This window comes from Nonomuraea sp. NPDC049714, from assembly GCF_044465295.1.
GTDB lineage: Bacteria > Actinomycetota > Actinomycetes > Streptosporangiales > Streptosporangiaceae > Nonomuraea.
Window position 1 is genome coordinate 679,759 of the sequence record NZ_JBITLM010000003.1, and the last position, 15,056, is coordinate 694,814.

General features: G+C 69.3%; 10 protein-coding genes. 6 read left to right on the plus strand and 4 right to left on the minus strand.

The annotated features are described in order from the left end of the window. The first annotated feature begins 103 nt into the window (after positions 1-103). Positions 104-1,444 (plus strand): glycoside hydrolase, encoded by a 1,341-nt coding sequence (locus tag ACIBQX_RS16505; protein ID WP_397005123.1) that lies wholly within the window; start codon positions 104-106, stop codon positions 1,442-1,444. Further along, complete coding sequence (locus tag ACIBQX_RS16510; protein WP_397005125.1) at positions 1,441-2,523, plus strand: endo-1,4-beta-xylanase; 1,083 nt, start codon at positions 1,441-1,443, stop codon at positions 2,521-2,523. Before ACIBQX_RS16505 ends, ACIBQX_RS16510 begins: the two co-directional genes overlap by 4 nt. Here the strand turns inward: ACIBQX_RS16510 and ACIBQX_RS16515 are convergent. After that, on the minus strand, positions 2,510-3,283 hold the full coding sequence (locus ACIBQX_RS16515; RefSeq protein WP_397005127.1) for an enoyl-CoA hydratase/isomerase family protein: 774 nt from the start codon (positions 3,281-3,283) through the stop codon (positions 2,510-2,512). The two genes, ACIBQX_RS16510 and ACIBQX_RS16515, sit on opposite strands and share 14 nt — an antisense overlap. A gap of 113 nt (positions 3,284-3,396) precedes the next feature. Between ACIBQX_RS16515 and ACIBQX_RS16520 the strand changes: the two genes are divergently transcribed. Next, on the plus strand, positions 3,397-5,310 hold the full coding sequence (locus ACIBQX_RS16520; RefSeq protein WP_397005129.1) for an N-acetylmuramoyl-L-alanine amidase: 1,914 nt from the start codon (positions 3,397-3,399) through the stop codon (positions 5,308-5,310). Here the strand turns inward: ACIBQX_RS16520 and ACIBQX_RS16525 are convergent. Both ACIBQX_RS16525 and glgP read right to left on the minus strand, forming a co-directional pair. Continuing rightward, positions 5,273-6,169, minus strand: a complete 897-nt coding sequence (locus tag ACIBQX_RS16525; protein ID WP_397005131.1) for a MurR/RpiR family transcriptional regulator — start codon at positions 6,167-6,169, stop codon at positions 5,273-5,275. The two genes, ACIBQX_RS16520 and ACIBQX_RS16525, sit on opposite strands and share 38 nt — an antisense overlap. A 46-nt stretch (positions 6,170-6,215) precedes the next feature. After that, positions 6,216-8,795 carry an alpha-glucan family phosphorylase gene (glgP, locus tag ACIBQX_RS16530; RefSeq protein WP_397005133.1) on the minus strand — a complete coding sequence of 860 codons (2,580 nt, stop codon included), beginning with the start codon at positions 8,793-8,795 and terminating at the stop codon, positions 6,216-6,218. A gap of 241 nt (positions 8,796-9,036) precedes the next feature. Between glgP and ACIBQX_RS16535 the strand changes: the two genes are divergently transcribed. From ACIBQX_RS16535 to ACIBQX_RS16545, 3 genes are all read left to right on the plus strand, one after another. After that, the gene (locus ACIBQX_RS16535) at positions 9,037-11,163 is read left to right on the plus strand and encodes an alpha-1,4-glucan--maltose-1-phosphate maltosyltransferase (RefSeq protein WP_397005135.1); all 2,127 of its coding nucleotides are present in this window, start codon (positions 9,037-9,039) and stop codon (positions 11,161-11,163) included. Between the two features lie 71 nt (positions 11,164-11,234). Next, the gene (gene treS, locus ACIBQX_RS16540) at positions 11,235-12,935 is read left to right on the plus strand and encodes a maltose alpha-D-glucosyltransferase (RefSeq protein ID WP_397005137.1); all 1,701 of its coding nucleotides are present in this window, start codon (positions 11,235-11,237) and stop codon (positions 12,933-12,935) included. A gap of 3 nt (positions 12,936-12,938) precedes the next feature. Further along, the gene (locus ACIBQX_RS16545) at positions 12,939-14,312 is read left to right on the plus strand and encodes a phosphotransferase (protein WP_397005139.1); all 1,374 of its coding nucleotides are present in this window, start codon (positions 12,939-12,941) and stop codon (positions 14,310-14,312) included. On the opposite strand, the gene ACIBQX_RS16550 is transcribed toward ACIBQX_RS16545, so the two are convergent. Next, on the minus strand, positions 14,309-15,055 hold the full coding sequence (locus ACIBQX_RS16550; RefSeq protein ID WP_397005141.1) for a carboxymuconolactone decarboxylase family protein: 747 nt from the start codon (positions 15,053-15,055) through the stop codon (positions 14,309-14,311). The genes ACIBQX_RS16545 and ACIBQX_RS16550 overlap by 4 nt on opposite strands. Position 15,056: the final 1 nt, after the last annotated feature.

Below are 15,056 nucleotides of genomic sequence, written 5' to 3' on the forward strand. Positions count from 1 at the left end.
CGGAGACCTTGACACGGGTGTTGACGTGAGCGCCGTCCCCGCTTACGTTTTCCGACGTTCGGCGAAATTTATCGTTACGAACCCGAAACTTTCGGAGGCGCCCATGTTAAGAGGCGTTGTCGCGACCGTCCTGCTCGGCTTCACGGCGGTCAACCCGGCCCACCCCGGCGATCCGCCCACGATCACCGTGCACGAACACGTCCGGCACCAGCGGATCGACGGGTTCGGCCTGTCCCAGGCCTTCCGCCGCAACGAGCTGCTGCGCGCGCTGTCGCCGGAGCAGCAGCGCGAGATCCTCGACCTGTGGTTCGACCGCCGCAAGGGCGCCGGACTCAGCATCCTGCGCCTCGGGATCGGCTCCTCCCCCGCGGGCAGCCCGTACGACCACATGGTCTCCATCCAGCCCGAGGACCCAGGCGGCCCGGAAGCGCCGCCGAAGTACGTCTGGGACGGCGACGACAACAGCCAGGTCTGGGTGGCCAAGGAGGCCAAGGCCTACGGCGTGCGACGGTTCTTCGCCGACGCCTGGAGCGCCCCCGGCTACATGAAGGACAACGGCGACGACAAGAACGGCGGCACCCTGCTGCCCGAGTGGCGCGAGGCGTACGCCCGCTACCTGACGCAGTACACGAAGTTCTACGCCCGCGAAGGGATCAGGATCACCGATCTCGGGTTCACGAACGAGCCCGACTACACCGCGTCGTACGCCTCCATGCGCTTCACCCCCGAGCAGGCCGCCGAGTTCGTCAAGGTGCTCGGGCCGATCGCCAGGGGCGTCAAGGTGACCTGCTGCGACTCCTTCGGCTGGAACGAGGCCAAGGCGTACACGGCGGCGATCGAGGCCGATCCGCAGGCGCGCCGCTGGGTGAAGGTCCACACCGGCCACACCTACGCCAGCCCGGTCGACGGCCCCCTGCCGACCGGGCGGCACACCTGGATGTCGGAGTGGAACCCGAACGGCGACACCTGGAACGAGAACTGGGACGACGGCAGCGGCTACGACGGCCTCACCATCGCGCAGGCGGTGCACGACGCGCTCACCCTCGGCAACGTCAACGCCTACGTCTACTGGTTCGGCGCCTCACGCGGCGCCACCCGCGCCCTGATGCAGATCGACGACGTGGCCAAGACCTACCGGGTGTCCAAGCGGATGTGGGCGCTGGCCGCCTACAGCAGGTTCATCAGGCCGGGCGCGGTCCGCCTCGGCGCCTCGGCGGCCGACCCCGCGCTGAAGGTCTCGGCGTTCCGCAACCCCGACGGCTCCGAGGTGATCGAGGTGCTCAACACCGGCGCCACGGCCCTGACCTGGAAGGGCGTGCGCGGCAGAGCCACCTCCTACCTCACCGACAACGCCAACTCGCTCACCCCACGGCCGGTCGACGGCTCGACGGTCACCCTCCAGCCACGCGCACTCACCACCATCGTCGTCAAGGGACACAGATGAGACCACTGATCCTCGCTCTGACGCTGGCACTCGCCGTGCCGGCCATCGCCTTACCCGCGTCCGCCACCGGACCCGAGCACGGGCCCGAGCACGGGCACCACCGCGTGGACGACCTGCGGGACCTGGCGCGCAAGCTCCACATCAGCATCGGCTCCGCCGTGGACGTCGCCGCCCTGCGCGCTGAGCCGGACTACCAGGCCAGGCTCAACCGTGAGTTCGACCACATCACCGCGGAGAACGCGATGAAGTGGGAGTCGGTCGAGCCCGAACGCGGCGTGTACGCCTGGGAGGACGCCGACGAGGTGGTGCGCAACGCGCGCCGCCACGGCCAGCAGGTGCGTGGGCACACGCTGGTCTGGCACAACCAGCTCCCCGCCTGGCTGACCGGCGGCGTCGAGGACGGCACGATCGACGCCACCGAGCTCAGGAAGATCCTGCGCGACCACGTCACCACCCAGGTCCGCCGCTACAAGGGCAAGATCCGAGCCTGGGACGTGGTCAACGAGGCCCTGAACGAGGACGGCACGATGCGGCAGAGCATCTGGCTGACGCACCTCGGCCCCGGCTACATCGCCGACGCCTTCCGCTGGGCGCGCCGCGCCGACCCGCGCGCCAAGCTCTACCTGAACGACTACAACGTGGAGTGGAACGCGCCCAAGATCGAGGGCACCCTCAATCTCATCAAGGAGCTGCGGGCGCAGCGGGTGCCGATCGACGGCATGGGCTTCCAGGGCCACCTCGGCATCCAGTACGACTACCCGGGCGACTGGGCGAACGTCATGCGGCGCTTCGCGGACCTCGGCCTGGAGATCGCCGTCACCGAGCTCGACGTGCGCATGGTGCTGCCGGTGACGCCGGAGAAGCTCGCCACCCAGGCGGAGTACTACGGCAGGGCGCTGAGCGACTGCCTCAGCGTGCGGGCCTGCCGTGAGTTCACCGTCTGGGGCTTCACCGACCGGCACTCCTGGGTCCCGGGCTGGTTCGACGGTGAGGGCTCGGCGTGCCTGCTGGATGAGAACCTCGCGCCGAAACCGGCCTACGACACGCTGCTGACCACCAGAAGGGTCAGCGGCCCGTGAACTTGGGGGTGGACTTCTCGGTGAACGCCCCCATGCCGATCTTCGCGTCATCCGTCGCGAAGAGCCCGGAGAACTGGAGTCGCTCGATCTCCAGCCCGGTGTCGAGGTCCACCTCCAAGCCCTGGTCCACGGCCTGCTTGGCGGCCTTCATGGCGACCGTGGGGCCGCCGGTGAAGGTGGCGGCCCAGTCGCGGGCCGCTTGGTAGACGTCGGCGTCGGGGACGACCCGGTCCACCAGGCCGATGGCGAGGGCTTCAGCGGCCGGCACGTGCCGGCCGCTGAAGATGAGGTCCTTGGCCCGCGCCGGGCCGATCAGGCGGGGCAGCCGCTGGGTGCCGCCGGCGCCGGGGATGATGCCGAGCTGGATCTCGGGCTGGCCCAGCTTGGCGGACTCCCCCGCGACGCGGAAGTCGGCGCACAGGGCGAGCTCGCAGCCGCCGCCCAGGGCGTAGCCGGTGACGGCCGCGATGACGGGCTTGCCGACGTGGGCGACGGCGGTCAGGCAGTCCTGCAGCGCGCGGGAGTGGGTGGCCATGTCGGTATAGGACATGGCGCCCATCTCCTTGATGTCGGCCCCCGCGGCGAAGACCCGCTCGCCGCCGTAGAGGATGACCGCGTGCACCAGCGGGTCGGCGTCCACGGCCCGCGCCGCCTCGGCGATCTCCCGCTGGACCTGGGCGTTGAGCACGTTCATCTTGGGACGGTCCAGCTTGATCGTGGCGATCTGGTCGGCCACCTCGACGTTCACGAACTCAGCCATGATCCGACCCTACAATGCCATGGCTGAAATATTCCTTCGCAAAAACTCTCGCCGAAGAAGGAAATCATTGAGACGCTGACTCGGTCCAGAACCCCCCAGTCAAGGAGCGGTACATGCGCAGAGCGCTGGCGATCGCCGCGGTCGCCATCCTGCCCTTAGTGAACACCCCGGTCGCGCGGGCCGCGGAGCCGGACGACCGGCAGCGGGCCTTCAGCGCGGCGGCCGAGGAGTTCCAGGTGCCCGAGAGCGTGCTGCTCGGCGTCTCCTACCTCGAGTCACGCTGGGACGCCCACGCCGGGCGGCCCAGCAACGACGCCGGATTCGGGCCCATGCACCTGACCGACGCCGCCGCCTACACCGGGACCAACCACCACACCGAAGGCGCGGAGGACCCGCGAGGCGACGACAGCCGGCCGCAGCCCGCCCCCGCCCACACACCCGCCCCGGCCGAGATCCCCGCCGCGCTGCGCACCATGGAGAAGGCCGCCCAGCTCACCGGGGAGAGCCACGAGGAGCTCCGCACCGACCCGGCGGCCAACATCAGGGGCGGCGCGGCCCTGCTGGCCGACTACCAGAAGTCCCTCGGCGCGCCGCTCAGCGACGACCCCGGCCAGTGGTACGGCGCGGTCGCCCGCTATTCGGGGGCCGCGGAGTCGGAGGCGGCCAAGTTCTTCGCCGACGAGGTCTTCGCCACCATCAAGGCGGGCGAGGAGCGCGTCACCGACGACGGCCATCGGGTCAGGCTCGCGCCGGTCCCCAGGCTGTCCACGGTCTCCGCCTGGCTGGAGAAGATGGGCCTGCGCCCGCCGCGCCGTGACGGCGTGGAATGCCCGCGCACCATCTCCTGCGAGTGGATGCCCGCCGCCTACCAGGAACTGCCGCCGGACGACTACGGCAACCACGACCTGGCGAACCGTCCCGTCAACCAGAAGATCGACTACATCGTCATCCACGACATGGAGGGCTACTTCGCCCCCTCGATCGGCCTGGTCCAGGACGCCACCTACGGCGCGAGCTGGCACTACTCCCTGCGCTCCACCGACGGGCACATCGCCCAGCACATCAAGACCAAGGACGTCGGCTGGCACGCCGGCAACTGGTACGTCAACGCCAAGTCCATCGGCCTGGAGCACGAGGGCTTCCTCGCCGAGGGCGGCTCCTGGTACACCGAGGCGATGTACCGCACCTCGGCCAAGCTGGTGCGCTACCTGGCGGCCAAGCACCGCGTGCCACTGGACCGGGCGCACATCATCGGCCACGACAACGTGCCAGGCACGCTGCCGACCACGGTCAGGGGCATGCACGAGGACCCGGGCCCCTTCTGGGACTGGGCGCACTACTTCAAGCTGCTCGGCGCCCCCCTGCGCCCGTTCGGCGGCCCGAAGTCGGGCAGCGTCATGATCAGGCCCGACTTCGCCACCAACAAGCCGCACTTCTACGGCTGCGACCGCGCCGACCCGGAGGCGGACTGCCCGCCGCTGAGCGCCGGCACGGTCTGGCTGCGCACCGCGCCGCGCGAGGACGCGCCGCTGGTCAAGGACATCGGCAAGCACCCGACCGGCGAGTCCCTCTACAGCGTGTACGACCACAGCGCCAGGGCCAGCACCGGTCAGCGCTACGCGGTGGCCGAGCGGCAGGGTGACTGGACGGCGATCTGGTACCTCGGCCAGAAGGCCTGGTTCCACAATCCCGCCGGGGCACGGACCGCCATCCCGTCGGCGGGGCCCGTGGTGACGCCCAGGCCGGGCCTGGCGACGGTCCCGGTGTACGGCAGGGCTTACCCGGAGCAGGAGGCCTACCCCGAGGGCATCCCGTACCAGGCGGTCACCCCGCTGCAGTACACGTTCTCGGCGGGCGAGAAGTACACGCTGTCCGGGCCTGCGGCGGCGGAGTACTACCGGGCCGTCACCTTCGACCCGGCCGGCCACACGGTGGTCCGGGGCACCACGAAGTATCTGCAGATCCAGTTCGGGCACCGGGTGATGTTCGTCAAGGCTGACGACGTGCGGGTGTCGTTCGCCTGGTGAACTCCGCGACGGCGCGCCTGGTGCTGGTGAGAGCCTCCTGCGAGGAGTCGAACGTGCGCTGGGCGACGCCGACGAAGACGCAGTCGACGACGAGGAGCTGACTGATCCTGCTGGCCAGGGCGCCGGGGCGGAACTCCGTCTCGCGCCCGGCCGAGATGAGCACGTGCTCGGCCAGCTCCGCGATGGCGGAGCGGGGGTTGTTGGTGATCGCGACGGTGGTCGCGCCGGCCTCCCCCGCCCGCCGCAGCGGCTCGATCACGTCGGGCGTCTCGCCCGAAGTGCTGATGCCGATCGCCACGTCACCGGCCTTGAGCAGCACCGCGCTGGTCAGCGCCAGGTGGGCGTCCTGGAAGGCGTGGCTCGACAGGCCGATGCGCAGCAGCTTCTGGGCCATGTCCTCCGCCACCAGCCCCGAGGCGCCCACACCGTAGGCGTCGACCCTGCGGGCGCCCACGATGGCGTCGACCACCAGGCCGAGCCGCTCCGAGGTGAGTTGGGCGACCGTGTCGTTGATCGCCTCGGACTCGGCCCTGGCCACCTTCTGGATGACCTCCGACAGCGGGTCGTCGGGCGCCAGGTCGCCGGGCACCAGCCTGTCGGGCTGGGCGGCGGCCGCCGCCAGGGCCAGCCGGAGCTGTGGATAGCCGGCGAAGCCGAGCAGCCGCGCGGTGCGCACGATCGTGGCCTCGCTGGTGCCGGAGGCGGCCGACAGCTCGGTGATGGTGCTCTTCGCCACGGTCGCCGGGTCTTCGAGGATCAGGCGGGCGACGGTCCTGGCGGCCGGCGTCAGCGACGGCAGCACACCCCGGACCGTGGCCACCAGATTGTCTGCCCGCAGGCTGTTGCCGCTGTCGTCCACAGTTCCGATTATGCCGGTGCCGGTGCATTGGTCCACCGGCACCGGATCACCGCAGGATGCCGTTGGTCATGCCGGCGGGCTCCTCCGGCACCGCGATGAGGCCCAGCTCGGCCCGCGCGGCGGCCAGTGGGTGGTGCGGGACGGCCCGGACGGTGTAGCCGAAGGCGCCGGTCCGATCCAGCGGCACCACACCGCTGTAGTGGGCCCGGCCGTCGTCCTCCACCTCGCCGGCGGTCAGCTCCAGATAGGCGGGACGGATCAGCTCGTCGTGCGGGCCGACCTTGCCGTACGCGGCCTCCACCAGCAGGTCGCCCGGCTCCAGGTCGCCCAGCGCGACGGTGGCGCGCAGCTCCAACGCCGCGCCCACCTCCGGGGTGTCGCCGACGCCGGAGGCCTCCACGTGCTCCACCCGCACGCCCGGCCAGGCCCTGGTGACCCTGAGCCGCCAGGCGGCGAACGCCTTGGCGGCGGCGTGGGAGTCGGCCGACAGCGCCTGGGCGGCGCGGGCGGCGGGCGAGTAGAGGCCCACGACGTAGTCGCGCAGCATCCGCCCGGCCAGCACCTTGGGCCCGAGCGAGGTCAGCGTGTGCTTGACCATCTCCATCCAGCGGCGCGGCAGCCCGTCGCCGGCCCGGTCGTAGAAGCGGTCGGCCACCTCGTGCTCGATCAGGTCGTAGAGGGCGGTCGCCTCCAGCTCGTCCCGCCGGTCGGGGTCGTCCACCCCGTCGGCCGTGGGGATGGCCCAGCCGTTGGTGCCGTCGTACCACTCGTCCCACCAGCCGTCGCGGATGGACAGGTTGAGGCCGCCGTTGAGCGCCGACTTCATGCCGGAGGTGCCCGAGGCCTCCAGCGGGCGCAGCGGGTTGTTGAGCCAGACGTCGCAGCCCTGGACCAGGAGCTGGCCGAGCGTCATGTCGTAATCGGGCAGGAAGACGATGCGGTGGCGCACCTCGGGACGGTCGGCGAACTTGACGATCTGCTGGATCAGCTTCTTGCCGCCCTCGTCGGCCGGGTGCGCCTTGCCGGCGATCACGATCTGCACGGGCTTGTCCGGGTCCAGCAGCAGCTCGGTCAGCCGCTCCGGGTCCTGCAGCATCAGCGTGAGCCGCTTGTAGGACGGCACTCGCCGGGCGAACCCGATCGTCAGCACCTCGGGGTCCAGCACGTCGTCGACCCAGCCGAGCTCGGCAGGGGACGCGCCCCGGTCGCGCCAGGACCGGCGGAGCCTGTCCCTGGCACCCTGGACCAGGCGGGCCCGCAGGACGCCCCTGATGTTCCAGATCTCGGCGTCGGGGATCTTCTGGACGTTCTCCCAGCCGCGCCCCTTCTCCAGCAGCGAGGGCACCTCGCGGGCGGCCAGCTCCATGAACTCGCGCCCCACCCAGGTCGGCGCGTGCACGCCGTTGGTGATCGAGCCGATCGGCACCTCGTCCAGGTCGAATCCCGGCCAGAGTTCTTTGAACATGTCCCGGCTGACCTCGCCGTGCAGCTCCGAGACGCCGTTGACCCGCTGCGCCAGGCGCATGCCCATGACGGCCATGTTGAACCTGGCGGGGTCGGCCTCCGCGCCGAGCGCGAGGATCCGCTCGACCGGCACGGTCGGCCAGGCGTTGTCGCCGCCGAACTGGCGGGCGATCATGTCGACGGGGAAGCGGTCGATGCCCGCCGGGACCGGCGTGTGCGTGGTGAACACTGTGCCGGCGCGCACCACCTCCAGCGCCTCGTCGAAGGAGAGCCGGGCCTCGGTGAGCTCGCGGATGCGCTCCACGCCGAGGAAGCCGGCGTGGCCCTCGTTGGTGTGGAAGACCTCCGGCTCGGCGTGGCCGGTGACGCGGCAGTAGGAGCGGATGGCCCGCACGCCGCCGACGCCCAGCAGCAGCTCCTGCATCAGCCGGTGGTCGGTGCCGCCGCCGTAGAGGCGGTCGGTGACGTCACGGGCGGCGTTGTCGTTCTCGGCGACGTCGGAGTCGAGCAGCAGCAGCGGCACCCTGCCGACCTGCGCCACCCAGACCTGCGCGTGCAGCGCCCGCTCGCCGGGCAGCCCGATGCGGATCTTGACCGGGGCGCCGTCGTCCTTGAGCAGGCTCAGCGGCAGCCCGCCCGCGTCCAGCGACGGGTAGTGCTCCAGCTGCCAGCCCTCCGGCGACAGCGACTGGGTGAAGTAACCATGGCGGTAGAGCAACCCCACGGCCAGGATCGGCACGCCCAGGTCGCTGGCCGCCTTGAGGTGGTCTCCGGCGAGGATGCCGAGACCGCCGGAGTACTGCGGCATGGCGGCGGCGATGCCGTACTCGGGGGAGAAGTAGGCGATGGCCCGCGCGCCGTCGGGTTGCGTCTGGTGCCATCGGGGCGCGGTCATGTACTCCCGTAGGTCGTCGGCGGCGTCGGCCAGCCGGCGCAGGAATCGACGGTCGGCGGCCAGCTCGGCCAGCCTCTCGTGACTCACGGCGCCCAGCAGCGCGACCGGGTCGTGGCCGACCTGCTCCCAGAGGCCGGGATCGACCTCGGCGAACAGGTCCAACGTCTCTGGATGCCAGGACCAGCGCAGGTTGTGCACGAGCTCGCCTAGTGCGGCCAGCTCCGCGGGCAGGACGGTCCGGACGGTGAACCGGCGGATAGCTCTCACAATTTCGAACCCTACGGGCTAGGAGGGACCTCTGAGTCCTTCACCCCCAGCAGAGACGTTCAAACCCCTTTCCTGGACGAAGCATGAAGACGGACGATTGGGGCAACTTTCTCCAATGTCGGCTCTCCCGGTGACACTCGGGAGGTACATCCACTGCTGCCCAGAATTTACATGCAAGGATCGTTCCTGTAACGGAAAGCCTCCGGCGGTACCGAGTGTGCCGTCGCAACCTTGAAATGCGATGATCGGACGAATTCCCATCACGGACATCTCCCCCGTCGTCGACTGCGGGCAGTGGCCCGCCAAGGCGGTCGCCGGCGAGACCTTCGGGGTCTCGGCGACCGTGTTCAGAGAGGGCCACGACGCCGTGGCCGCGGGCGTGGTGCTCACCGCGCCCGATGGGCAGCGCGGCCGGCTGAGACGGATGCGCGAGCTCGCGCCGGGCACCGACCGCTGGGCGGTCGAGGTCTGCCTGCCCAGCGAGGGCGACTGGCTGTTCCGGGTGGAGGCGTGGAGTGATCCGATCGCGACGTGGCTGCACGACGCCGAGATCAAGATCCCTCGTGGCCTGGACAGCGATCTGATGTGCGAGGAGGGCGCCCGGCTGTTCGAGCGGGCCGCCAAGGCCGTACGGCCGGCCGACTGCCCGGGGCCCAACGGGCACCCGGCCGGCCAGCCGGCCACGGCCGCCAAGAAAGGCAACGGCAAGGCCGCCAAGAACGGCACCAAGAACGGCAACGGCGGCAACGGCGACAGCCCGTGCGGGCACCGGGCGGCGCTGCTGGCGGTCGCGGCCACGCTGCGTGACGAGGAGCTGGACCCCAGGGCCCGGCTGTCGGTGACGCAGCTTCCCGAGACGGCCTCGCTGCTGGAGGCGCATCCGCTGCGCGACATGGTGACCAGGGCCAGGCAGCAGCGGGTCAGGGTCAGCAGGCGCAGGGCGCTGTACGGCTCCTGGTATGAGTTCTTCCCCAGGTCCGAGGGCGCGGTGGTGAACGAGGCCGGCATCAGCAAGTCCGGAAATTTCCAGACTGCTGCCAAGCGTCTGCCCGCGATCGCCAAGATGGGCTTCGACGTCGTCTACCTGCCGCCCATCCATCCGATCGGCACCACGTTCCGCAAGGGCCGCAACAACACGCTCAGCCCCGAACCGGACGAGCCGGGCTCGCCGTGGGCGATCGGCTCGGAGGACGGCGGCCACGACGCCGTCCATCCCGACCTGGGCACCCTGGCCGACTTCGAGCAGTTCGTGAGCCGTACTCGTGAGCTGGGCATGGAGGTCGCGCTCGACTTCGCGCTGCAGTGCTCCCCCGACCACCCGTGGGTCAAGGAGCATCCGGAGTGGTTCACGATCCGGGCGGACGGCACGATCGCCTACGCCGAGAACCCGCCGAAGAAGTATCAGGACATCTACCCGATCAACTTCGACCGGGATCCCGAGGGCGTCTACACCGAGGTCAAGCGGGTGCTGCGGCACTGGATGGACCACGGCGTGCGGATCTTCCGGGTGGACAACCCGCACACCAAGCCGGTGTCCTTCTGGGAGCGGCTGATGGCCGACATCCACGCCACCGACCCGGACGTGCTCTTCCTGGCGGAGGCGTTCACCCGGCCGGCGATGCTCCAGACGCTGGCCAAGGTGGGCTTCCACCAGTCCTACACGTACTACACCTGGAAGAACTCCAAGGCGGACGTGGAGGCGTACCTGTCGGAGCTGGCGCACGAGACGTCGTCGTTCCTGCGGCCCAACCTGTTCGTCAACACGCCGGACATCCTTCACGAATACCTGCAGCACGGAGGCGTACCGGCCTTCAAGATCAGAGCCGTGCTGGCCGCTCTCGCCTCGCCGACCTGGGGCGTGTACTCCGGCTACGAGCTCGCGGAGAATATCCCAGTACGTCCAGGGAGCGAGGAATATCTAGATAGTGAAAAATATCAGTACAAACCTCGTAATTGGGTTCTAGCGGAGCGAGAGGGGCGCAGCATGGCACCTCTCATCACGCATTTGAATTTGTTTCGAAGAGCCCATCCCGCACTGCAGGAATTGCGTAATCTACGATTCCACCGGGTCGACCAACCGGACATCATCTGCTTTTCCAAACGACTCCCGGGCGCCTATGACACGGCCACACGAAGGCACGGGCTGGGCGACGTCGTTCTGGCGGTGATCAATCTGGATCCGCACCACACCCACGAGGCCACGGTCGAACTCGACCTGCCCGCGATCGGGCTCGACTGGAACGCCGAGTTCGTCGTCGACGACGAGCTGTCCGGAGAGTCCTACCGCTGGCGCCAGAGCAACTACGTGCGCCTCGACCCTCACATCCAGCCTGCCCACATTCTCACCGTACGAGCCTCGCCACGGTAGAACTGAATTCAGCGGGGAGTCTTCAACGTGTGTGTTAGCGCCTCCCTCATGAGCCCCCAAGGGGAGAGCTCATGAGCTCCACACCCATACCCAACTCCTTCGACGAGGAGAAGCCGCGCGATCCTTACTGGTACAAACGCGCGGTCTTCTACGAAGTCCTGATCAGGGGCTTCGCCGACTCCAACGGAGACGGCACGGGCGACGTCAAGGGCCTGATCGAAAAGCTCGACTATCTCCAGTGGCTCGGCGTGGACTGCCTGTGGCTGCTGCCGCTGTACGAGTCCCCGCTGCGCGATGGCGGTTACGACATCGCGGACTTCATGAAGATCCTTCCCGAGTTCGGCGATCTCGGAGATTTCGTGAGACTCGTCGACGAGGCGCACAAACGCGGCATGCGCGTCATCGCGGACCTCGTGATGAACCACACCAGCGACGCCCACCCGTGGTTCCAGGCCTCCCGGCACGACCCCGAGGGGCCGTTCGGCGACTTCTACGTCTGGTCCGACACCGACACCGCCTACTCCGACGCCCGGATCATCTTCATCGACACCGAGACGTCCAACTGGACCTACGACCCGGTGCGCGGCCAGTACTACTGGCACCGCTTCTTCCACCACCAGCCGGACCTCAACTACGAGAACCCGGCCGTGCAGGACGCGATGCTGGAGGTGCTGCGCTTCTGGCTGGACCTGGGCATCGACGGGTTCCGGCTGGACGCGGTGCCCTACCTGTTCGAGGAGGAGGGCACCAACTGCGAGAACCTGCCGAGGACGCACGAATACCTCAAGCGGGTCCGTAAGGAGGTCGACCGGATCTACCCCGACCGGGTGCTGCTCGCCGAGGCCAACCAGTGGCCCTCCGACGTGGTCGAGTACTTCGGCGATCCGGTGGGCGGCGGGGACGAGTGCCACATGGCCTTCCACTTCCCGCTGATGCCGCGCATCTTCATGGCGGTCCGCAGGGAGTCTCGTTACCCCATCTCGGAAATCCTCGCACAAACCCCGAAAATCCCTGAAAACTGCCAATGGGGGATTTTTCTCCGCAACCATGACGAGCTCACCCTCGAAATGGTGACGGACGAGGAACGCGACTACATGTACACCGAGTACGCCAAGGACCCGCGGATGCGGGCCAACGTCGGCATCCGCCGCCGCCTGGCGCCCCTGCTGGAGAACGACCGCAACCAGATCGAGCTGTTCACCGCCCTGCTGCTGTCGCTGCCGGGCTCGCCGGTGCTCTACTACGGCGACGAGATCGGCATGGGCGACAACATCTGGCTGGGCGACCGCGACGGCGTGCGCACCCCCATGCAGTGGGACCCCGACCGCAACGCGGGCTTCTCCGACTGCGACCCGGGTCGGCTCTACCTGCCGGTCATCATGGACCCGATCTACGGCTACCAGGCCCTGAACGTCGAGGCGCAGCAGAAGAGCGCCGGCTCGCTGCTGCACTGGACCAGGCGCATGATCGAGATCCGCAAGCGCCATCCGGTGTTCGGGCTGGGCGAGTTCGCCGAGCTCAACTCCTCCAACCCGAGCGTGCTGGCGTTCGTCCGCGAGCTGGGCGACGACCGCATGCTCTGCGTGAACAACCTGTCCCGCTTCCCGCAGCCGGTGGAGCTGGACCTGCGGAGGTTCGTCGGCGTCTCCCCCGTCGAGACCATGGGCGGAGTTCCTTTTCCACCGATTGGCGAGCTTCCGTATCTTTTGACACTTCCTGGGCATGGGTTCTACTGGTTCACCCTCCCACCGGCCATCACCCAGGAGGAGTAAGACGTGCTGGACGAGCTCCTTGCCGCATGGATCGGACATCAGCGCTGGTTCGGTGGCAAGGGGCGCCCGATCGACAGTCTGTCGATCGATTCCGACGTCGCCATCGAGGCCGGTGACCCCGGCCTGCGCCACCTGATCGTGTCGGTGTGGCAGGAGGGCTCCCGCGAGCGGTACCAGCTCCTGCTCGGCATGCGCACCGAGCTTCCCGACACGCTCCAGCACGCCCTCATCGGCCAGTGCGGCCCGTACGCCTTCGCGGACGGCCCCTCCCACCCGTGGTGGCACGTGTACGACGCCGCCCACGACCCGGTGCTGACCCGATGGGTCCTGGAGTCCATGGCGGGCGACACCGAACAGGGCACCGAACATGGCCGGGTGCGGTTCGAGCACCTGCCCGGCGTCGAGATCGACCCCGGCATCCGCAGCATGGTGCTGGGGGCCGAACAGTCCAACACCTCGCTCGTGTACGGCGAGACGTACATCTGCAAGCTGTTCCGCCGGCTCATCCCGGGCGTCAACCCCGAGCTGGAGGTCGTCACCGCGCTGGCCGCCCGGCACGCCCCGCACATCGCCCAGCCGTACGGGTGGATGGAGACCGACCTCGACGGCACCGCGACCACGCTGGCGATCCTGCAGGAGTTCCTGTCCAACTCCACCGACGGCTGGGACCTGGCGCTCACCAGCGTGCGTGACCTGTACAACTCGCTGCCCGGCGTCACCGCGGCGGAGGCCGGCGGCGACTTCGCCGCCGAGGCGTCCCGGCTGGGCGCCGCCACCGCCCGCGTCCACCACGAGCTGGCCGAGGCCTTCCCGACGGACACGGTCGAGACGCACGAGATCAAGCGGATGGCCGAGGGCATGCGGCGCAAGCTCGGCCGGGCGGCGGCCGAGGTGCCGGAGCTGCGCGAGCACGTCGGCATGCTGGAGGACGCCTACCACCGGGTCGAGGAGCTGACCACCGAGGTGCCCGTCCAGCGGGTGCACGGCGACTATCACCTCGGCCAGGTGATGCGCACCACCGCCGACTGGGTGGTGCTCGACTTCGAAGGCGAGCCGGGCCAGCCGCTGGCCGAGCGCAGGGCACTGTCGTCGCCGCTGCGCGACGTGGCCGGGATGCTCCGCTCCTTCGACTACGCCGCCAGGCATCTGCTGGCCGGCCATGCCGAGGCGGACAAACTGGAGCCCAAGGCCGACCAGTGGGCCGAGCGCAACAAGGCCGCGTTCCTCGACGGATACGTCGAGGGGGGCGGCACGATCACGGTCTCGGACGCCGCCCTGCTGCACGCGTTCGAGCTGTCCAAGGCGGTGTACGAGGTGGTCTACGAGTCCCGCAACCGGCCCTCGTGGGTCGGCATCCCGCTGGCCGCGTTCCGTTAGCCCAGCTCCTCCTGGAGGATGGGCGCGCCCTCGACGACGCTGTGGATGCCGATGACGCTGACGATCGCGAGCACCTCCATGATCTCCTCGGGGGTGGCGCCGTACCCGATGGCGTTGCGCATGTGCAGCTTGAGCCCCGGCTGGTAGAGGTGCGTGGCGGCGGCGTCGAAGGCGATGTAGATCAGCTCCTTCACCTTCGGCTCCAGCACGCCGGTCGTCCACGGCACACCGGAGAAGTCCAGGTACGCCTCGAACAGGTCCGGGTCCAGCTCCAGCAGGCCGTCCCAGAAGTCGTGCCAGTAGCCGCGCTTGTGGGTGAAGTCGGCCTTCAGGCGCTCCCGGCGCTCGTCGAGCGGGGCCGGTCCGGTGCGCAGCCCCTCCTCCTCCAGCACTTCCAGCAGCAGCGGCACGCCGATGTTGCAGGCGTGGATGCCGAGGGTGGCGGTCAGCTCCAGCACCTCCATGATCTCCTCGGCGGTCGCGCCGTGGCTCAGGGCGGCGCGGACGTGCTGGCGGATGCCGGGGTGGTAGAGGTGGGTGGCCGCGGCGTCCATGGCGATGTAGACGAGCTCCTTGACCTTGGCCGGCAGGTGCTCCCTGGTCCAGGGCACCGCGGACAGGCGCAGGTAGGACTCCAGGAAGCCGGCGTCCAGCCGGAGCATGCTCTCCCACGACTCGCCCCAGGTGCCGCGCACCCGGATGAACTCGTCCTTGATCTTCTGCTGCTCGGGGGTGAGCGTCATC

Coding starts and splice junctions, on each gene's coding strand:
- ACIBQX_RS16520 (WP_397005129.1), top strand. CDS start 3,397: ATGCGCAGAGCGCTGGCGATCGCCGCGGTCGCCATCCTGCCCTTAGTG.
- ACIBQX_RS16550 (WP_397005141.1), bottom strand. CDS start 15,055: ATGACGCTCACCCCCGAGCAGCAGAAGATCAAGGACGAGTTCATCCGG.
- ACIBQX_RS16510 (WP_397005125.1), top strand. CDS start 1,441: ATGAGACCACTGATCCTCGCTCTGACGCTGGCACTCGCCGTGCCGGCC.
- ACIBQX_RS16535 (WP_397005135.1), top strand. CDS start 9,037: ATGATCGGACGAATTCCCATCACGGACATCTCCCCCGTCGTCGACTGC.
- ACIBQX_RS16505 (WP_397005123.1), top strand. CDS start 104: ATGTTAAGAGGCGTTGTCGCGACCGTCCTGCTCGGCTTCACGGCGGTC.
- treS (WP_397005137.1), top strand. CDS start 11,235: ATGAGCTCCACACCCATACCCAACTCCTTCGACGAGGAGAAGCCGCGC.
- ACIBQX_RS16515 (WP_397005127.1), bottom strand. CDS start 3,283: ATGGCTGAGTTCGTGAACGTCGAGGTGGCCGACCAGATCGCCACGATC.